This window comes from Paenibacillus sp. MAHUQ-45 (genome assembly GCF_058133325.1).
Genome location: NZ_JBYUPV010000003.1, coordinates 97,532 through 116,439, shown reverse-complemented (window position 1 = coordinate 116,439; position 18,908 = coordinate 97,532). Strand labels below are relative to the sequence as shown.

At 44.0% G+C, this 18,908-nt stretch carries 18 protein-coding genes; 5 read left to right on the top strand and 13 right to left on the bottom strand.

What is annotated here, in order from left to right; all coding sequences use genetic code 11:
* Positions 1-25: 25 nt before the first annotated feature.
* Entirely contained in the window at positions 26-520 is a 495-nt protein-coding gene (locus AC3Y23_RS07795) for a class I SAM-dependent methyltransferase (RefSeq protein WP_379197402.1), read from the bottom strand.
* Positions 521-746: 226 nt separating this feature from the next.
* Between AC3Y23_RS07795 and AC3Y23_RS07790 the strand changes: the two genes are divergently transcribed.
* The gene (locus tag AC3Y23_RS07790) at positions 747-1,739 is read left to right on the top strand and encodes a LacI family DNA-binding transcriptional regulator (RefSeq protein ID WP_379197400.1); all 993 of its coding nucleotides are present in this window, start codon (positions 747-749) and stop codon (positions 1,737-1,739) included.
* 102 nt (positions 1,740-1,841) lie between these two features.
* Here AC3Y23_RS07790 and rbsK read toward each other — a convergent pair whose 3' ends face one another.
* Positions 1,842-2,786 (bottom strand): ribokinase, encoded by a 945-nt coding sequence (gene rbsK / locus AC3Y23_RS07785; protein WP_379197397.1) that lies wholly within the window; start codon positions 2,784-2,786, stop codon positions 1,842-1,844.
* Between the two features lie 16 nt (positions 2,787-2,802).
* The gene (rpe, locus tag AC3Y23_RS07780) at positions 2,803-3,477 is read right to left on the bottom strand and encodes a ribulose-phosphate 3-epimerase (RefSeq protein ID WP_379197395.1); all 675 of its coding nucleotides are present in this window, start codon (positions 3,475-3,477) and stop codon (positions 2,803-2,805) included.
* A gap of 386 nt (positions 3,478-3,863) precedes the next feature.
* On the opposite strand from rpe, the gene AC3Y23_RS07775 reads away from it, so the two are divergent.
* Together AC3Y23_RS07775 and AC3Y23_RS07770 are read left to right on the top strand one after the other, a co-directional pair.
* Positions 3,864-5,114 carry an MFS transporter gene (locus AC3Y23_RS07775; protein ID WP_379197393.1) on the top strand — a complete coding sequence of 417 codons (1,251 nt, stop codon included), beginning with the start codon at positions 3,864-3,866 and terminating at the stop codon, positions 5,112-5,114.
* Between the two features lie 48 nt (positions 5,115-5,162).
* The gene (locus tag AC3Y23_RS07770) at positions 5,163-5,942 is read left to right on the top strand and encodes a glucose 1-dehydrogenase (protein ID WP_379197391.1); all 780 of its coding nucleotides are present in this window, start codon (positions 5,163-5,165) and stop codon (positions 5,940-5,942) included.
* A gap of 205 nt (positions 5,943-6,147) precedes the next feature.
* On the opposite strand, the gene AC3Y23_RS07765 is transcribed toward AC3Y23_RS07770, so the two are convergent.
* Both AC3Y23_RS07765 and AC3Y23_RS07760 read right to left on the bottom strand, forming a co-directional pair.
* Positions 6,148-6,969 (bottom strand): SDR family oxidoreductase, encoded by an 822-nt coding sequence (locus AC3Y23_RS07765; RefSeq protein ID WP_379197389.1) that lies wholly within the window; start codon positions 6,967-6,969, stop codon positions 6,148-6,150.
* A gap of 183 nt (positions 6,970-7,152) precedes the next feature.
* Positions 7,153-7,749 (bottom strand): TetR/AcrR family transcriptional regulator, encoded by a 597-nt coding sequence (locus tag AC3Y23_RS07760; protein WP_379197387.1) that lies wholly within the window; start codon positions 7,747-7,749, stop codon positions 7,153-7,155.
* 206 nt (positions 7,750-7,955) lie between these two features.
* On the opposite strand from AC3Y23_RS07760, the gene AC3Y23_RS07755 reads away from it, so the two are divergent.
* Positions 7,956-8,537, top strand: coding sequence for a ribonuclease domain-containing protein (locus tag AC3Y23_RS07755; RefSeq protein WP_379197385.1), 582 nt, complete (start codon positions 7,956-7,958; stop codon positions 8,535-8,537).
* Complete coding sequence (locus AC3Y23_RS07750) at positions 8,534-8,806, top strand: barstar family protein (protein ID WP_379197383.1); 273 nt, start codon at positions 8,534-8,536, stop codon at positions 8,804-8,806. Before AC3Y23_RS07755 ends, AC3Y23_RS07750 begins: the two co-directional genes overlap by 4 nt.
* Positions 8,807-8,913: 107 nt before the next feature.
* Here the strand turns inward: AC3Y23_RS07750 and AC3Y23_RS07745 are convergent, their stop codons facing one another.
* The 8 genes from AC3Y23_RS07745 to AC3Y23_RS07710 form a co-directional block, all read right to left on the bottom strand.
* Positions 8,914-10,332 (bottom strand): GNAT family N-acetyltransferase, encoded by a 1,419-nt coding sequence (locus AC3Y23_RS07745; protein WP_379197381.1) that lies wholly within the window; start codon positions 10,330-10,332, stop codon positions 8,914-8,916.
* Positions 10,333-10,613: 281 nt separating this feature from the next.
* Positions 10,614-11,570, bottom strand: coding sequence for an alpha/beta fold hydrolase (locus AC3Y23_RS07740; RefSeq protein WP_379197379.1), 957 nt, complete (start codon positions 11,568-11,570; stop codon positions 10,614-10,616).
* A 201-nt stretch (positions 11,571-11,771) separates the two neighbouring features.
* A complete protein-coding gene (locus AC3Y23_RS07735) occupies positions 11,772-13,139 on the bottom strand; it encodes a sensor histidine kinase (RefSeq protein WP_379197377.1) in 1,368 nt (455 codons plus the stop codon).
* Positions 13,136-13,810: a response regulator transcription factor gene (locus AC3Y23_RS07730; protein ID WP_379197375.1), complete on the bottom strand. Its 675-nt coding sequence runs from the start codon at positions 13,808-13,810 to the stop codon at positions 13,136-13,138. The genes AC3Y23_RS07735 and AC3Y23_RS07730 overlap by 4 nt, the downstream gene beginning before the upstream one ends.
* 82 nt (positions 13,811-13,892) lie before the next feature.
* The gene (locus AC3Y23_RS07725) at positions 13,893-16,118 is read right to left on the bottom strand and encodes a methyl-accepting chemotaxis protein (RefSeq protein WP_379197373.1); all 2,226 of its coding nucleotides are present in this window, start codon (positions 16,116-16,118) and stop codon (positions 13,893-13,895) included.
* Positions 16,119-16,392: 274 nt separating this feature from the next.
* Positions 16,393-16,926 carry a CueP family metal-binding protein gene (locus AC3Y23_RS07720; RefSeq protein WP_379197371.1) on the bottom strand — a complete coding sequence of 178 codons (534 nt, stop codon included), beginning with the start codon at positions 16,924-16,926 and terminating at the stop codon, positions 16,393-16,395.
* Positions 16,927-17,041: 115 nt separating this feature from the next.
* The gene (locus tag AC3Y23_RS07715) at positions 17,042-18,277 is read right to left on the bottom strand and encodes an MFS transporter (RefSeq protein WP_379197369.1); all 1,236 of its coding nucleotides are present in this window, start codon (positions 18,275-18,277) and stop codon (positions 17,042-17,044) included.
* Positions 18,278-18,434: 157 nt separating this feature from the next.
* On the bottom strand, positions 18,435-18,908 hold the full coding sequence (locus AC3Y23_RS07710; RefSeq protein ID WP_379197367.1) for a MarR family transcriptional regulator: 474 nt from the start codon (positions 18,906-18,908) through the stop codon (positions 18,435-18,437).

The following is an 18,908-nucleotide window of genomic DNA, read 5'->3' as shown; positions in this document are numbered from 1 at the left end:
TGTGCTTTTTACAGTTGAAATTCAATTACTTCAAGTTAAAAAATACCGTAAACTCGTTATAGCTATATACAACATTCACCTCTGCAAATCCGGCTGCACGCAGCCATTGAAGTTGATCTTCTACTGTGGCGTTGATGTCTTGTTTTCTTCGCGTGATGGAAGCTTCAATGGCTTGTTCTGCTAACCCCGACTTGTGCACGGCTTCTTGCCACTGTTCTTTATACCGATTATCGAAATAAGAAGATGAACCAGCTGCCTGGTCTGCATTGATAAAGATACCGCCTTGAGCCAGGAGATTGTATATCTTTTGAAAAAGAGTGCTTTTATCTGGGTGAGTCAAATGGTGAATGGATAAAGAGGAGATGATGATATCATATTGCTCCGTGAAAGGATAATTACAGTAATCCGCTGCTATGTACTGAACATTAGGATCTTTTCCGAACCTTTGACGAGCAACCTTAAGCATCTCTTCGCTCAAATCCACCAAGGTAAACTTAGCATTCGGGTAGCGCTGTTTCACGAATGCCTTTCAAGAATGATGACAATTTCATTTTATATACGAAAGGTTAATATTGGAAATATATAAGAATTATACCCTTAATAGGATTATCCTATAAAAGCAAAAAATGCTGTTGCAGCAGTTAAAAGCGTGATAAGCCGTGGCTTGTTGACAGGATAATTTAAAGAGTGTTACGCTTTTGGAAATCGGTTACGTAAAGGTATGTGCGTATGCAGGGGGCGTTTCATTGACTACAATTAAAGAAGTTGCCGCTAAAGCAAAAGTTTCTGTGGCTACGGTATCGAGGATTATTAATAATAAAGGTCAGGCAACACCTGAAACCATAGCAAGAGTGCAAGCAACCATTAAAGAGTTAGGCTATAAGCCGAATGTGGTAGCCCGAAGCTTGGCCAGCCGGACTTCCAGCACAGTGGCATTACTTGTTCCGACAATCAGTAACCCATTCTTTCCAGAGCTGGCCCGCGGAGTTGAAGATGTAGCCAATGCTTATGGACTCAATATCTTTCTATGCAATACAGATGATGAACGAGAAAAGGTAAGTAAATACCTCGCTTCACTTCAAGAAAGATATGTTGATGGGATCATCATCAGTTCACTTAACATAAACAAAGAAGACTTGGAAGAACTGCATGCCAGCGGGATTCCTATAGTTACACTTGACCGGACATTCACAACGCATGAATTTTCTTCTATCGGGGTTAAACATCGGCTAGGCGCTCAATTGGCTACCAAGCATCTTCTCGACATTGGATGTCAACGAATCGGACTTATTCGTGGTCCAGAGGATGATTTTACAGCTGTTCAGCGCATGTGGGGATACAGGGACTGTGTAAAAGATGCCGATTGGTTTGATCAAAGCTGGATTGCCCAAGGAGATTTCAGTGTAAAAAGCGGTTACCTCTGCATGAAAGAATTATTTCAGCGTCATAGCGACATAGATGGCGTGTTTGCATCCAATGATTTGATGGCAATCGGTTTATTAAAAGCTGCTCATGAGTGGGGCCGTAAGGTACCGGATGAATTAGCCATCGTCGGGTTCGACGGGATTGACATGTCCCAGTATACGAACCCACCGATTTCAACCATCAAGCAACCAAGCTATAAAATGGGAGAAGTGGCTATGGAAGAGCTGCTCAGATTAATGAAAGAACCAGCGTCTGATTTTAAAAAGATTGAACTCGATGTGGAGCTTATTGTCCGCGAGTCTTCTATGAAATAACACCAAACAAAAGAGCCGTCTCACAAGTAGTTTTAACTACAATGAGACGGCTCTTGTTTCAAATAAGAACGATTATGCTGTGGAATTCCGCTTCAATCCTCATTAAGCATCCAATAAGTAATAGGAAATATCCTTCTCTAAACAAAACTGATTAACCTCATCAAGTGTAGGAATGCCTGCCTGGGCACCTCGTTTAGAGACTTTGATTGCCGCGACGATGCTTGCAAATTGTGCTGCTGCAACAAGATTTGTTCCATCCGCGAGCGCAAAGCCGATAGCTCCTGCATAGGAATCCCCTGCACCAACCGTATCGATCGCTTTAACTTTAATTGCCTCGACATATTCCACCTTGCCCTGCTTGTACACCAATGATCCTTTATCGCCCATTTTAATAATAGAGTTCTTCACCCCTAAGCGATCAAAGTATTCACCAGCCTGTATCGCAGAGTCTATATCTGTAACATCTATTCCGGTGAGTTCCTTCGTTTCCTGTTGATTAGGAACGATTAAATCCGCATATGGCAGAGCATGCTTCACAATACCATCCGCCGGTGCGGGATCAAGAATCACAAACATCTCTTTCTTTTTTGCCTGAACCATCGCTTCAATGATTGCTTCTTCAGGAATCTCCATCTGGACCAGCAAAATCTTGCTATTTTCTATATTAGCGAATGCATCTTGAATATCTTTGGCAGACAAGCAATCATTGGCGCCTTTGATTACAAGCATTGTGTTCTCCGCTGTATGATCAACTGTAATAATTGCACATCCAGTCGAATGCTCCTCTGCCCGTCTGATATATGAAGTATCGACTCCATTGTCCTGCATCGCTTTAACCATGCTATCCCCATAAAAATCGGTGCCAATCGAGCCAATCATCTGCACTGCTTTTCCCAAGCGAGCACTTGTAACAGCCTGGTTAGCCCCTTTGCCGCCAGGCAATGTCAACATCCGCTCACCAAAGTGGGTTTCTCCATGCTTGGGGTAATCCTTCGTAAAAGCAACGATATCTACATTTAGACTCCCAACTACAGTTATTTCTCCCATTACTTCCACTCCAGCTTTATGATTTAATGTAATTTTTGTTAAACGCTCTTAGTGTTGCTACCGCTTCTTCAAAGGTAATATCCGGCTTGAACAAACATGATGTGCCGCACACGAGCATGTCTGCCCCGTTATCTAATACACCTGGGATCGTCTCGTAGCCAATATTACCATCCACTTGAATTTGCACATTGTAGCCTTCACGATCAATCATTTCTTTGATATCAGCAATCTTTTTATACATGGAAGGAATGAATTTTTGACCGGCGAATCCGGGATTAACCGTCATGATCGTAATGTAATCCGTGACATCCAATATATATTGAAGTTCGTTGATCGGAGTGGACGGATTCAAAGCAACGCCAGCTTTTATCCCCTGATTACGAATCGTTTGCAAAGTTCTTTGTAGATGCTCCGTTGCTTCCGCATGCACAGAGATCATATCAGCACCCGCATCAATGAATAGATTTAAATAGTGCTCAGGCTGTTTAATCATCAAGTGGACATCGAATGGTTTGCTTGTATGCGGTCGTATGCTTTTTATCATGTCGGGTCCTAACGTAAAGTTCGGTACAAAGCTCCCATCCATTACATCCAGGTGAAAGAAATCTACACCCGCTTGATCAAGCCTTATGACTGTTTCTTGTAATATCCCCATATCTGCACACATTAGTGATGGACCAATTAAAGCCATAATAAATTTTCCTCCTGTAAAATAGTAAATGTACTCTAGTAGCTTACTTAAAGCAGAGTATTCAATATTTCGTAACCGGTTACGTAACTATATCACCCTCTATTTTTATTTGTCAAACATTAATAGTCATGCGCGTAACAAGAAGGTTTTTTTGATGAAATAAGCTGATTTTCTCTAGTTAATCAACAAAAAAACAGCTTGTAACCGGTTGCGCAATAAAAAAAGGTGTGCTACGATACAGAAACAAAATTCATCTTAAACATACGAATGTGAGACGATAGTAGTGATTCAATCATATCTTCGTAACCGGTTACGTTCGTATTTCAAGTTGTTATTTTGCTAGATTTAAATTTTATACATTTGAATATGATCTAGGAGAGGACTTCATGACAAAAGCAGAGAATGGTTCACCTAAAAGATCAGTGCTTGGAATGCCAAGCTTATTATTCTGGGGCTTAATCGCTCTGGCCATCTTCATGACAGGAGATGGAATCGAGCAGGCGTTTTTGTCCAAACAAATTGTTGATATGGGGTTTAGCAGCAGTCAATCCGCGTTGCTTTTCACCCTTTACGGAGTAGCTGTAGCAGCCTCCTCATGGCTCGCAGCCTTGTTTGCTGAAATTTGGGGACCACGGATAGTTATGTTGACAGGCGTAGCGATCTGGGTGGTATTCCATATTGGATTTATTACCTTCGGGATCCTACCTGAAAATTATACGATGATGCTGATTATGTACGGTTTACGCGGGTTTGGTTACCCTCTGTTCGCTTATTCGTTTGTGGTGTGGATTGCCTATACAACTCCGAATAAAAATCTGCCGGGTGCGATGGGCTTGTTCTGGTTTGCCCATTCATTAGGGCTTGGTGTAATTGGCACCTATCTACCTAGCTTCACAATTCCTCATATCGGCTTCACAGGAACCCTTTGGTTATCTACTATTCTTATTGTCATTGGCGGAGCCATTGGTGTCTTCTTTACTAAAGGCGGATTTGATAGAGAAAAGGCCGATGGAAACAATGTAGCTGAAACCATGAAAAAGGGAATAACTATTCTGTTCACAAATTCCAAAATCGCAATTGCTTTCGTTATACGCATTATCAACCAGCTTGTCGTATATGGATTCGTTGTGGCTATGCCAATCTTCCTTACTAGCAGTCAAGTTGGATTCACTACCTCTGAATGGCTACGAATTTGGGGAGCTATGTATGCTGTCAATATTATTTTTAATTTGATTTGGGGGTTGGTTGCTAACAAAATTGCCTGGAATAAAGTCGTTATGTGGGCTGGGTGTGTGTGGTGTGCAGTGGCGTGCCTACTGTTCTATTATGTTCCTATCTGGTTTGGTCCGAATTTCTGGTTAATGATGTGTGTATCAGGTTTTCTGGGTATCGGATTAGCCGGATTTGTTCCGATGTCGGCTATCTTCCCTGCTCTTGACCCCAAAAACAAAGGTGCAGCAATGTCCATTCATAACCTGTCTGCCGGATTAAGCCAATTCATCGGCCCTGTGCTGGCCGGTACCCTTTTCTCGATCTTTGGAATCCTCGGCTTCATCTGGAGCTTGGCCGGCCTTTATCTATTAGGTGCTGTATTGGCATTCTTCTTAAAAGTAGAACGCGAGGCTGAAGCGATTTAATTCAATTACACTCCCTTATATAAGGGACAAATCATGGAGGGAATTCATATGAGTATTATGGATAAATTTAAATTAAATGATCAGGTTGCTATTGTAACAGGAGGAGCTATTGGCTTAGGAAAAGCCATTGCTACGGCAGTAGCCGAAGCAGGTGCTAATGTTGTCATCGCTGACCTTAACCTCGAAGCAGCAATGATTACTGCCAAAGAGATTGAAGCACAGGCCGGTGTACAAGCCTTGGCTGTAAAGGTGGATGTGACCAACGCTGACGAAGTTAATGCAATGGTAGAAGTTGTTAAGGACAAGTTCGGCCGGATCGACATTCTCTTCAATAACGCCGGCATTGGACAGCATATTAAAATTGAAGAAATGAAGTATAGTGCCTGGCAGAAAATTATGGATGTCAATATCAACAGCATGTTCTTGGTAAGCAATGCCGTTGGTCATGTTATGCGTGAGCAAAAACGGGGAACGATCATCAATACTTCTTCGATGTCAGGATTAATTGTTAACTGGCCTCAACCGCAGGCTGCTTACAATACTTCCAAAGGCGCGGTAATTATGTTCACCAAAAGCCTTGCAGTGGAATGGGCCGAGCATGGTATTCGCGTAAACACCATTGCTCCTGGTTATATGGTGACAGAGCTGACCCGTCCTTATTTTGAAGAGAATGGCGATATGGTGAAAAAATGGGCGGAGCTCACACCAATGAAACGTCCTGGTTTACCTGAAGAATTGGGAGGTATCGCTGTTTATTTGGCTTCTGAAGCCTCCTCCTTTGTCACCGGAAGCGTATTTACGATTGATGGCGGCTACACAGCGCTGTAATATGTACACAACGAACTGTTTATCCGGGATTCAAGAGCTTACATGATATAACATGTAGCATGTAACATATAGCGTATGAAGTAAGAACCATCGCCTCAAGCCTGTTTTGGCTTGGGCGATGGTTCTTTATTTATCCGTTCAGAGTTGTTATGAAATACACCACCAGATCCCCTGCTAAATGATGGAGTATTGTTCTTACAATTAATTACAAATTATAGTTGGCGGCTATCGTTTCCAGATACTGCTCGATCGGCACAGACTCTCTGAGGGCTACCAAATCTTCGGTCGCTTTTCCGACAAGTGTGCGGAACTGGTTGCTTTCACCGGTTGCCAGCTTGGCAATCGCATTTACGATTTCTTGCGGATCATCGGCTGGACTTTCTGCTGAGCGCTCGAAGCTTTGTTTTACCGTAGCGATTACATCATCATAAGCTCGAATCTCTTCACTTCTGCTCCAAATGATGTTGTTCAAGAAATTGTTTCCGGCCGAACCGCCTTGTTCGATCAAGTGCAGTCCAATATTGAGCGGCTTCAATTCATAGTACAGTCCTTCTGTCAGCCCTTCGAGTGCAAATTTGGACATGTTATACAGTGATCCGATTGGTACAGCCGTAGTCAAGCCCATGAGCGAACTGATGTTAATAAACTTACCGCCCCCATTTTCCCGAAAATGCGGCAGGAATCCGCGAATAACATTAATCGGTCCTCGGACATTCACAGCGAATTGCCAGTCGATAGTTTCTTCATCGGCAAGCTCCAACGCACCATAAGCCCCCATTCCTGCGTTATTAACAACGACATCAATTTTACCAAAAACCTCAGTTGCCTCTTGAACCGCCTTACGCACCTGCTCCACATCTGTTACATCCAGCTTGAATATTTTGATGTTACTGTATCCTGTAAGCTCAGTCTCTTTCTCTGGAGAACGCATCGTTGCTGCCACATTCCAGCCCAATTTCGCGAAATGAATTGCTGTTAATTTACCCAAACCACTGCTAGTTCCGGTGATAAAAATAGTTTTTGACATTTGAATCTCTCCTTCAATGGTTTGATATAAAAAATAGAATGAACGTTCACTCTAGATATTATGATCTTCTCTGTTCCTTGTCAAGCAGGGGTTCATTAGATATTCTGTCCAAAATTAACAATCGAAATAATCTCTTTATTGTAGTGAACGTTCATTCTATTTTCTCTAAAAAACTGCCGTAATCTACGGCAAGAAAGCCTTCACTGTACTTATAGAGTTCCAACTCGATGAAATCGCCATCTTCATGACTTCAGGATTAAGCTTCAGGTTGCCTTGCAAATGCCCTTTAACCAGAAACACAAACGTTCCCCAATGCATTTGCACCATCAATCGAGGATCGCTCTGCTTGAAGATTTGTTGTTCCATAGCTTCGGCATACATTACAGCCAGCGGACCGCACCAGTTTTCCTCATAAGCAAACTTCTTGGATTCATCATAAATGTACGACGACAGCGAATACTGCTCCATGAACTGAAATGCCTCGGGATTGTCGACACTAGACTGAACAACCCGCTGCCAAGCTTTTTGGAAACGTTCGAAAATATCTGTGCTGTCATTGAAGCCTTGAAGCACATATTCCGTCTGATACTTCACGATACTGGTATACAGCTCATTAATAATCTCTTCTTTTCCCGAAAAGCTATTGTAAATACTGCCCATCGAAACTCCGGATTCACTGGAGATCAAAGACATCGAGGTCGCTTGAAGATCATGCTGGCTAAGAAGCCGAAGTGTGGTTTCCAGTACAGCTTTTTTAGATTTCTTATATTTCTCAAACATGCTATGTGTATCCCCCATTGAAAATTGAACAGTCATCACCAAATCAGAATGATCATTCTAATTTTAACGTATCAGTATGCCGATGTCAACGAAAGTCCTGTTAGGGTAACGACCCACTTTCAGATCACCAGCGTTCGTTGCACTGTCTTATTCCCGCTGAATTTGGTACACTTGGACAAAAAGATAAACAGAAGTGAGGTAACACCATGTTTGAAGTATTGATGCAACAGCTGAGCCGTTGGTCGCGTTCCTGGCTCGCCGTGATGGCGGTAATTCTGGTCATTGCCCTGACTGGCTGCGGAGAGATCATCAACAGCAACAACAACTCTTCGGAATTCCATGAGCCAACTCCAACGTCCACCAGCCAAACGGCACAGCCGAAATCCACCCTTTCCCCGAAAGCCTCCAACGCTCCCAAGGCACCGGACAAGTCCCAGGCTCCGCTTACAGGATTCAAAGAGGTTTCGGATTATATTCGACAGCACCATACCCTTCCGGATAATTTCATTACGAAGAAGGAAGCCGAAGGGCTCGGCTGGGTTGCTTCCAAAGGGAATCTAAACAAGGTCGCACCAGGCAAAAGCATCGGCGGGGACCGTTTTGGCAACCGGGAAGGACTCTTACCCAAGGCAAAGAACCGGATTTGGTATGAAGCGGATATTAACTATAAGAAGGGCTCCCGTGGCGCGGATCGTATTCTCTATTCAAATGACGGGTTGATCTACATGACTACCGATCATTATAAGTCGTTTACGGATATTACCAAGGAAGGCAGTGTCTCCGAATGAGCAACGTTGTGGAACTGAGACAGTCAGAGGGAGATCGTTACGAGGACATCCATGATTGGCTACAGCAAAGCCTTGGTCTGCCTGAATGGTACGGTCGTAATTTGGATGCGTTATGGGATTGTGTAACCGGACATCTGCCTTTACCCCTGAAGATCATATGGGTTGCAGATTCCAAGAGCGGGGAACGCTATTCCGCGGTGATTGAGGTTTTGGAGGATGCTGACGATCAGTATGATGAGATAAGCTTTGACTATGTGACTGAACAGTAAGGATTATTCTGTGCAAAAAATAAAGAATCCAACGCTTAATGAGTCCCTCATTAGACGGTGGATTCTTTTGTATACAGTACCCCAGGCTATCAATAGTCTATCGACTGTCAGCCCATAAATTGCAATTCACGTATGACCTCATCTTCGTTACGGCTTATTTCTGCAAAGCCCAGTGAAGCATACATGCGTGAGGCTACCTCATTCTCCATTCGATGACCCAACATTATTTTATCGCAAGCATGCTTTTCTTGGATCGTTCGTAGGAGTGACTTCATTCCAGCCAACCCCAATCCTCGCTGTTGAAACTTATGATGGATCATATAGGCCATAATCCAATAGGCTCCATCCTCGGGATCAACCGCATAGACTGTCAATCCCACTAATTGTTCGCCAGCGTAAATAGCCAGCGGTGTAAAGCCACAATAGGCTGATTCTGCAAGCCAGTAGATCGCCGGAACTGGAAACACTTCCTTCTGTTCTGCTGTTACCTCAAGCTGCGTGCAAGCATACCAATTACTTTGATCTATCGGACGGAGCCTCACCTCACGTTGACTAAAACGTTCGCGCATTCCACGACAGACCCCCACCAGTTTCTCCCTGAGACTTACAGCCCATTCCGGTGAGGAATGAATATCCAGCCCTTCTATAGTGCGAAGGAGCCTAGCATACTTATAAAGGTCAGCAAACCTTTGGAAGATCGGAAAGTATTGTACGAAAGTCTCCTCCAAATGCTTGATGGAACGATAGCCGATTAGAAAATGCTCTATTTTCCGCTGACTATCCTCATCTCCTTGATCCAGTAGATCTGAAATGGCCGATACAATATCCATTGCGTACCAGTGCACCATTGCATCATCGAAGTCGATGACACAGTACCGTGATTCCCCGGCCTCGTAGAAGAGATTGTCAGTCTCAAAGTCATAATGGATTAATCCCATATGTTCTGCATCGGTCGGAAGCTCCAATAGATGATGACGCAAATTTTCAAGCTCTTGCCGGGCTTCCCGCTCCCCGGGATCAAGTTCTAATACGGAAGAGACGAACGTCAGTGCATCCTCCCAGCTTCCTCGGGCTACCCCTTCAGAAGAATAGGACTTCGATAAAATATGTAATGTAGCTAGCGATCTGCCCCAATCTTCGATCTGCTGATACGTCATTTGCTCAAGCGGAAGATGATCCCCACGCGCTTGTTCGAACACTACGCCAAAGTATCTTCCCTCGCCAGCTACGGTTAGCGTTTCGATGCTGTGACCGTTTGTAGAAAGGACTGGAGCAACCGTCGAATAGCCTTCTGCTCGGAGGTAATTCATGAAGTCAAGCTCAGCTTGAATATTATCGATATTGTTGTCTTCTTCATGGACGAAACGAAGAAAATACGGAATATCGTTTCTTTTAAACTCGTAGATAAAATTGCTGCTAGCTCTCCAAAAATTCAGCGTATCCCTGTCATGTTCCCAGCGCTGAATCAATTGTTTGGCCACGGAATCATTCTCTGATCCCCGAACCATATTTTTTAGTAACATCATATAATATCTGCCTCCCGTTGCCTAACGAGAGGTTCTCATTTTTACCAATAACAACCTCTCATAGGCTCTATTGTTGGATTAATTGTTTTCACAACACCATCACTCCTTCTAGTTCTAGTAGGGACTGTTGACAAGCATTATGTAGCAAATCCCCCATATAATATGGTGGAACATTACCCATCACCCTATCAAGGTATAGTATTAATAAACTAATTCTATGCCAAAAAAAGTTCGTGCGGACACGAACCCTTTTGACAAGATGAATATTCTATTCATTCTGTTTATTTCGCTTGTTCCATGAATTCCCTAAAGCCTTCGGCGATTTCCTTATATTTCGTATGGTGCAAGTAATGACTGCCAGGCAATGATACTACTTTTCCATGTACAGAATCTTTGACTTGATCTTCATGCAGCTGTTGCCAGCCTTGGTTAGCGGTATTATTCGCATCGATAAAGAAGATTAGGGGCAGCTCTTTAGGGAATGTTAAACCTCGAGCATCTACAAAATTAGAAGCAATATGCTGCATTTCGTTTAAGTTGGTGGAATTATTCGAGTTTTTATTCGAAATCAATCTCATTTGTTCTTTGGTTTGCTCATCAAATGCTAAGCCAGCATATGGATCACCACTTACTTTCTTAATCAATCTTACCAGACCTGCTTTTTCAAGAAATGCGAATTCTTTAATTGGCAATTTAGCATCCATTCCAGCTTGTGTTGGAACACTGGTATCGACCCCGACAAATCCGGTTACTTCGTTTGGATATTTGTTCACATAAGCTATCCCGTAAATACCTGCAATAGAATGGCCTCCTAGTACATAGTGGTCAATATTAAGCTGTTGCAAGGCTTCATGAACTTCGCTAATAATATTTTCGGTGGTTCGCTCTTTTTCAGTCCGATCACTTAATCCATAACCGAAAGGCTCAACCGCTACAACTCTGTAGTATGGGGATAATTCATCGATCAGCAGCTTGAAATCAAGCGCTGGTGATGCTGTTCCATAACCCGGTAGTAGTACAACCGTTTCCTCGCCATCTCCTTGAATCATTACATTCATCTTTTTCCCGTCTACTGGTACTAACTGACCATAGGATTGTATTTTTGCGGCCTCCGACTTTGTGCTAATAACGTTAACTGTAGATGTAACAACTAGAAATAGCACAATTGCTATCACTATACCGCCTACTGTTTTTAATAAAATATTGAGCGCTTTTTTCATCTTTGGGCCCATCTTCATTTTATTGCCTCCCCTAGTTTCACTCTAAACAAAGCTTATATGACAAAAATGTACTCCCCGTGACGCCAATATGAACGGAGTATGAACAAGCACAAAAAAATGCTACAGCTTCATCTGCAAGCAAGCTTGCACATAATGCCGTAGCATGAGAGATCTAGGGACCACCATTTAGACTTTGTGTTGGATACCCTAAGAATCTGACTAATCTTCTGGCGTCGTGATCGGCAAAGTAACAATGAAGGTCGTTCCTCGGTCAGGCTCACTCTCCACTGTGATGTCACCTTGATGAAGCGTTACGATCTGTTTAACGATGGCAAGTCCCATACCGCTACCATCATATTTACGGCTGTGGGAACGATCCGCCTTGAAGAAGCGCTCGAATATACGCTGCTGATCTTCCAAGGAAATTCCGATGCCCTGGTCTGAGATCCGGACGGTTACGCCTTTGGTATCTGAAAGGGCACTGACATGAATAACGCCGTTGTCCTTGGAAAATTTGATGCCATTGCCGAGTATATTCGTCCATACCTGATTTAATAGATCATAGTCAGCCGACACGTTCACTGCCTTCAATTGAAGATCGAAAGTGATATTACGAGACAACCATTGGGGCTGGATCGCCACGATGACGCGTCTGATTTGTTCATCCAGGCTGAACGAGGACAGCCGCAGTTGCTGTGACTGTGATTCAAGCACACTCAGCTTTAGCAGGCTATCGCTCATTTTGGACATTCGGGCAGCCTCAGCGATAATAATATCGAGATAACGTCTTCGCTCGTGATCGGCAAGGTCTACGTTCTTCAGTGCAATAGCATAACCGGATATTGAGGTGAGCGGCGATTGTACCTCGTGCGAGACGTTCGATACGAACTCTCTGCGCATCTGCTCAAGCTGCTGTAGATCGTGCATCATATCTTCAAAGCTGCGAGCCAAAGTACCCAACTCATCGGTCTGATTAATTTTCAGCTTAACATTGAAATCCCCAATTGCTACACGCCTGGTCGCTTTGGTCAGCCTCTTGATCGGTCTGACCAGGAACATGGCAGCAACCAGAATCAGTAGGCTACCTGCGATCAAAGCATAGGTCAACAAATTCAATATCAGTTTCCTGTTAAAAGAAATTGATGGAGGAGTGAGCATCTCCACAAACATCGCTTTCGTTCCCATTTCTGTTTTCAATGGCATTCCTAAAAGATTAGTGGTATCGCCAAAAAAATGAAGTTGCACCACTTCTCCGTTAAGCACTTTTTTCACTTGTTCCCTTGTCACATGGACAGGATTGTGTCCTTCTCGCGCTCCGTAAGATCTGAACTGACCTATGTCATCGTAAATTTGAATATGATAGGAATTGAGTTGCTTCATTCCACTTACGAATGTGTCGGCTTCATATGACGGAAACGTATTGTAAAGCCGAACGATGTCCTGCGAAAAGTTACGCAAAGGGATCTGCGCGTTTTCGTTCACTTGACCTTTAAATACCCAGGTTGCCACCAACAAAGCAATGAGTGAGCCTCCAACCACAGAGACTAGAAATGTCAGGACAACACGTGTATAGATAGATCTGATCATTCATATACCTCAAGGCGGTAACCAAGGCCCCGTACCGTCTCAATCCGAAAATCAGGTGAGGCTCCGAACCGTTCACGCAGGCGCTTAATATGTACATCTATCGTTCGATCATCGCCTGCGTAATCAAGACCCCAAATCTGGTCGATTAACTGTTCGCGCGTATAGACTTGTCCGGGTGTTCCAGCCAGCTTGTACAGCAATTCGAACTCCTTGAGTGGCAATGCAAGCGTCTCTGACCCTTTCATCACCTTATAAGTCTGCCGGTCCAGAGTGACGTCACCGAACTGAATCGTCTGCGTGGAACCAATCCGGTAACGTTTCAGCAATGCCCTGACCCGAACCGTCAGCTCTAGCGGATCGAAGGGTTTTGTCAAATAATCATCTGTCCCTAGCTCAAATCCTTTCACTTTCTCCCATGTCTCGCCTCGCGCAGTCAGCATAAGTAGCGGAAGGTCAGGATTGGCTCTTCGCAACTCCTTGCATAACGCCCAACCATCCATAACCGGCATCATAATATCAAGCACGACAAGATCGACCGGCACCGCGGCATAGACGCTCAGTGCTTCCTTGCCGTCCGCCGCTTCGACTGTTTCAAATCCGTCATTACGAAGAAATAAACAGACAAGTTCGCGAATGTTCGCATCATCGTCAGCAACTAGTATAGTAGGCATTCGTTCCCTCTTTTCTTGTTGTCCATTCTAACCACTATACTATAAATCAGTGACATTGCCTAAATTACAACCCTTGTATCTACTAATTTCTTCTGACTTCCTTTAACCTGAACTGCCCCATTAGTTGTTGCAAAAATTCACCTATAACCTCTACATATTGAGCGCTTTGCTGTACTTGTACGTAGTCATTCCTGAGCGCTGCCAGCTTCTGTTCGACCTCGGCGGAAATATTCCGGTTATCCATGCTAACTGCCGTGATCTCCGCCATCAACCGCACTACCCGTTCAACGACCTCAGATTTGCTAGCCTCCCGATCGTTAGCCTGAATTAGCAGTTCGGTTGCTGCCGCAACCCTGACACTGCCCTCCTTCACAACCTGTGTAACCTCGGCCATGGATTGCTGCGCACGCTCAGAACCGGCATAAATCTGACCGATGGTCCCCTGGATCTCCGCTACAGATTGACCGGTTGTCTCTGCCAGCTTACGAATTTCCGCAGCCACAACCGCAAAGCCTCTTCCATGCTCCCCTACTCTTGCCGCTTCAATCGAAGCATTCAATGCGAGCAGATTCGTCTGTGAAGATATACGCTCAATAATCTGCAGAACATCCTCAATACTGCGCGTTGTGCCTACAAAAGAGTCCATGGTCTCATGTGTCGCTGATACCTGCTGAGTGATGTCGGCCATCTTGTCTCCAATGTTCTCCACCTCTTGTCGGGCAACTGAGATCTGATCCGCAGCTTGTTGTTCAAGCTCATGCAGGGTCACGCGCATGTCCGCAACGGCATCACTTACAGCATCAAGATCTTGCAGCTGACGCAGGATACTCTCCACCATAATTTCAATCCGCTCATTTACACGTTCAGTCGATTGCTCTGTCTCCACAGTTGAAGTGCTCAGCTGCCGCTGGCTCACCATCACATCATCCGCCGCATGCTTGACCTTCAACAGAATCCCTTCCTGCGAGTCAATCATACTGTTAATCCATTTGGCCGTATCTAACAGCTCATCTCTTCCAAAATCCTGAAGCGGGATTCTTTGCGTCAGATCGCTGCTGCCCTCGGTGCTGTGACGTAAGAAGCGATTTAACTGCCGTATACGTCCCGTTTCTGGAAGAAGGCTTGTTCGGAGGATAATCTGCCAGCCTATCAGCCCATATATCAGTACTGCTGCACCAATTATTAAAGCACTGCCCACCGCGCCAACCTCTGTACCCCCTGTCAAAAATCCAGCAATCCCTGCAATCAGAACAGTCATAGCGAGCAACAGAGGCAGCATCCGCTTAGTGACATTCCAGCCAAGACTGCGAGTTCGATAGACCTCTTCAAAGTCAGCCTCGCACATCATCCCCCATACATCAGGGCAATGGGGCAGCTGAAGCGTTACCCCTTTTCCAATCACAGGAATGTGGCGGTAATCCGAATATCCGGGAAAAGAAACAAATAAATTGCTGCCGCTATCAATCGTATTCGCCACACCGGGATGAAGCTCGCCTGAAGCAGGATCGGTGAACATCAGCTCCAACTCCGTATGCTTGTCCACCTTGACTGTACCCCAGCGGGTCGTCACACCATCCTTCAGATTCTCGCCATGTGTGAAGGTACGATCCTCAAATCGGCTGCGGGATAACGCAGTACCTGGTTTAATCTCAGTTTGTAAGCGGGGCTCAGCCATAAAAAGATAATGGTCGCCTGAATCAGGATAGATATGCCCCGATTCCCGCTGAATTAGATCCCCAATCACATCATTGGGCACACGTCCACACAAGAAGCTCTCAATTCTCCCTTGTCTGACAATCGGCAAAATAAATAATAACGTCATCTCATCAAAGAACGATGAAGTGCTCGGCCCAGCTTGCAGAGTCACTGGATCAGCGTAAGGCCCGAACAAGCATTTTTGTCCCTCCGCACCCTCTGAGGCATACTGTAACCCCTTGCGAATTACACTCTCTTCGCCATACCGCATTCCACGATGTGCAGGAAAGGTGGTCGAGATTACGTCCCCCTCTTGGCTCAGTACAAAAATCTCCGAAAAGTCTGCCGCTCTGCCACGTGTAGCCATAAATAAGGATTCCCATGTCGAATAGTCATGCCCCTCTGGAAAACGGGACTCGCCTTGAAGCATTCGTAATTGCTCATGCAACCTGCTTAAGTAACCCCAATATAACTCCGCCCAATTATGTAATATCTCTTGCCTTGTTTCAGCAATTCCTTCAAAGATATCGGCAATATCAGACTCCAGGTTCCGGTTCAGCCGATTTGACCACCATAGCGGTAAGCCTGTTTTCCATCCCAGCCAACTAAACATGACATCCCCTCCTCTACAATCACCGCTCCCAATGTAAGTTTTCATCACTTTAATTCTTCATTTTTATAAAAAATAAAGAATAAGGAAGCGTAAATCGTCCCCTTTAATGTATTAATGCGTTCATGTAGCCAATAGTAACATACTCGCGTAATAATTCATACGTGAATTTAGTATATTTTTAACTATATGTATAAAAAAACAGACACACTGCAGTTTGCAATGTGTCCTAAATTAAATTATAACCTATCCCGCTATGGCAAAATTCATGTCGCTTCTAACTAAGTTGCAGCGTTGTAACACAAGTATTGTCGTTCTCATAGGTAGAAATTTCCGACTTTGCGGTTTTCCCCTCACGTTCCACAGTAATTTGGTATTTATCATCACGCGGCAGCCACAGATCTATAAATCCGTTAGCCTGGGATTTCATGACAACCTTGTCCATCACTGATTTCCCTTCCGAGTCGTTGATGGTCACACTGAACTCTTGATTCGCCAATTCACCTTGGCAGCCAGTCAAGCTATGGATCGCACAAGGATGCGTTTGATCGATGTACGGTGCAATCGACAGAAAGAATTCATTGTCTGGCAGATCGTAGGCTACTTCCTTGGCATTTTCGCCTGTTACGATCAGTTGCTTGGAAGTGATTGAAGCCGACGTCGCTGTCGCCTTACGTGTACTGAAATCCTGCACCATTTGCTTAATATTCACAGGCTCATTATTACCTTTGTTTCCATTATTGTTCACAAGTAGGTAGGTTCCTAACGCGATAACAACTACACCAGCGGCCGCCAATGTTTTCCATCTCATTTTGCATTCATCCCCTTGTCTGTTTTTACCATTATAATCGAGATTCAGTGATCATAGACAGGAGAAAGTCTTTTAGACACGGTATTATCATATTTATCTGAGTTTCTTTGATAGTTTATATATTCACTTGCGCTCTCTTATACAGTACCGGTATTGCCGCTGCTATAAGGATCATCCCCATAAAAGCGGGTGCGGCATGACCAAGGAATACATAAAGCTGACCTCCAATAATAGGTCCAATCATTCTTGCTAAAGCCTGAATAGATTGGCTCCCCCCTTGCACCCTTCCTTGTTCACTAGAATCGACAGACTTGGAGAGCATCCCGTTGAAAGAAGGCCCATAGATCGAATCACCAAACCCGAATATAAACATTCCAACGATAAAAAGGGGATAATATGAGACCAAAGCAGATGATGCAATAAGACCGTATCCTATAATCTCCGACACCATGCCAAGTATGGCTATCTGCTTATCATTAAATTTTTTCAATAGCTTAGGCATAATGAGACCTTGTGAAACGATATCTTGAACGCCCATGATTGAAAACATAAGCCCGATTATTGCAGGCTTCCAACTAAAAGTATCCATTGAAAATTGCGAGAAAACAGCCTGTAAGGATCCGTTAGGCAGCCAAAGTAAGAACGCTGAGATAAGGAGTCTGCTTAAGTTCTTCATAGAAAGTAGGTTTGCAAGCTGAGCAAATGGATTCAGTCGTACAACGGTAATCTTTTTCAGTCTATTATTCTTATCAAGGCTCTCAGGCATAAAAAAGAATCCATAAGCAACATTCAATAGCGTTATTACTGCTCCAAAATGCATCGGTACAGAATAACCAAACTTGGCAAGAAATCCACCTAGCGTTGGGCCAATAACAGTACCCACACCTACTACCGCACTCACCCATCCAAAGTATTTGGTTCTCTGCTGCGGAGGAATGATATCTGCAAAGTAGGCGAAGATCGTGCTTATGCTCCCGCCTGTTATACCTTCAATTATGCGCCCAACAAATAGCACCCATAGCGCTCCCCCAATGCCAAAAATTACGTACCCGATTGCTGAACCCAAAAGACATAGCAAGAGCAATGGACGACGGCCATATCTGTCACTCAAAGCTCCAAGCACGGGGGCTGCAAAAAATACGCAGAAGGCATAAGCAGAGGTCAACAGCGTAACTATTACTGCTTGCTCTCCTGGATTACTTACATAAGGCTGCACTAAGAATGGGACGACAGGTGTTATGATACTAAAGCCTACTCCGCAAAGGAACACAGAGATTAGACCGAATATTAAAGCGTGTTTATCTACGGTTTGCTCTGCGTTCTGTTCATTGTGTGATCTAACGTTCGACATTATACTTCTCTCCTCAAAAGCGATAAATTGATTCCTCGGAAACAAACTCATAGTATATCACTTTTGTTTCCTCGTCAACAAAATAACATCAATAAAAAAAGCAGCCTACTCTTAAAAGAGCACGACTGCCTGTGTTTTCACCTTTATTATTCAAACTTTATTCCGACTTCATCTCTATACCCTGTTTCTTAATTTCCGCATCCAAATGACTGCTGTACTTTTTCACGAAGCTAAGCATACTATCAAATTGCTCTTCCGTTACCTGCTCAAATACGGCTTCATCCCGCTCCCGGAATTCTTTGTGCAGATCTTCATGGATGTTATAAATTACCCTCCCCTGCTCAGTAAGCCTAAAATAAATTTCTTTCTTGTTATCCGACTTCTGGTAGCTCTCGATAAGACCTTTTTTCAGGAGCTTCTGAGTAATTTTACTTATGGCGCCACGAGTCATATAAAAGGATTCCGCAAGCTTGGTCACGTTGGAATCTGCATTTTTCTCAATGTATTCGATGCAATGTACTTCAGAGGACTTAAGACCCTTAAGACTCTCCTCCATCTTATCTTTGTTAAGCCATACCATCTTGTTATATAAGTCCCTAAAACCCAGCATGAGCTGTTCTTCTTTGTTCAT

What these genes read in the sequence shown, in the direction of transcription:
- rbsK (WP_379197397.1), bottom strand. Translation starts at nt 2,786, where the DNA reads ATGGGAGAAATAACTGTAGTTGGGAGTCTAAATGTAGATATCGTTGCT.
- rpe (WP_379197395.1), bottom strand. Translation starts at nt 3,477, where the DNA reads ATGGCTTTAATTGGTCCATCACTAATGTGTGCAGATATGGGGATATTA.
- AC3Y23_RS07775 (WP_379197393.1), top strand. Translation starts at nt 3,864, where the DNA reads ATGACAAAAGCAGAGAATGGTTCACCTAAAAGATCAGTGCTTGGAATG.
- AC3Y23_RS07770 (WP_379197391.1), top strand. Translation starts at nt 5,163, where the DNA reads ATGAGTATTATGGATAAATTTAAATTAAATGATCAGGTTGCTATTGTA.
- AC3Y23_RS07765 (WP_379197389.1), bottom strand. Translation starts at nt 6,969, where the DNA reads ATGTCAAAAACTATTTTTATCACCGGAACTAGCAGTGGTTTGGGTAAA.
- AC3Y23_RS07760 (WP_379197387.1), bottom strand. Translation starts at nt 7,749, where the DNA reads ATGTTTGAGAAATATAAGAAATCTAAAAAAGCTGTACTGGAAACCACA.
- AC3Y23_RS07755 (WP_379197385.1), top strand. Translation starts at nt 7,956, where the DNA reads ATGTTTGAAGTATTGATGCAACAGCTGAGCCGTTGGTCGCGTTCCTGG.
- AC3Y23_RS07750 (WP_379197383.1), top strand. Translation starts at nt 8,534, where the DNA reads ATGAGCAACGTTGTGGAACTGAGACAGTCAGAGGGAGATCGTTACGAG.
- AC3Y23_RS07745 (WP_379197381.1), bottom strand. Translation starts at nt 10,332, where the DNA reads ATGATGTTACTAAAAAATATGGTTCGGGGATCAGAGAATGATTCCGTG.
- AC3Y23_RS07740 (WP_379197379.1), bottom strand. Translation starts at nt 11,570, where the DNA reads ATGAAGATGGGCCCAAAGATGAAAAAAGCGCTCAATATTTTATTAAAA.
- AC3Y23_RS07735 (WP_379197377.1), bottom strand. Translation starts at nt 13,139, where the DNA reads ATGATCAGATCTATCTATACACGTGTTGTCCTGACATTTCTAGTCTCT.
- AC3Y23_RS07730 (WP_379197375.1), bottom strand. Translation starts at nt 13,810, where the DNA reads ATGCCTACTATACTAGTTGCTGACGATGATGCGAACATTCGCGAACTT.
- AC3Y23_RS07725 (WP_379197373.1), bottom strand. Translation starts at nt 16,118, where the DNA reads ATGTTTAGTTGGCTGGGATGGAAAACAGGCTTACCGCTATGGTGGTCA.
- AC3Y23_RS07720 (WP_379197371.1), bottom strand. Translation starts at nt 16,926, where the DNA reads ATGAGATGGAAAACATTGGCGGCCGCTGGTGTAGTTGTTATCGCGTTA.
- AC3Y23_RS07715 (WP_379197369.1), bottom strand. Translation starts at nt 18,277, where the DNA reads ATGTCGAACGTTAGATCACACAATGAACAGAACGCAGAGCAAACCGTA.
- AC3Y23_RS07710 (WP_379197367.1), bottom strand. Translation starts at nt 18,908, where the DNA reads ATGAACAAAGAAGAACAGCTCATGCTGGGTTTTAGGGACTTATATAAC.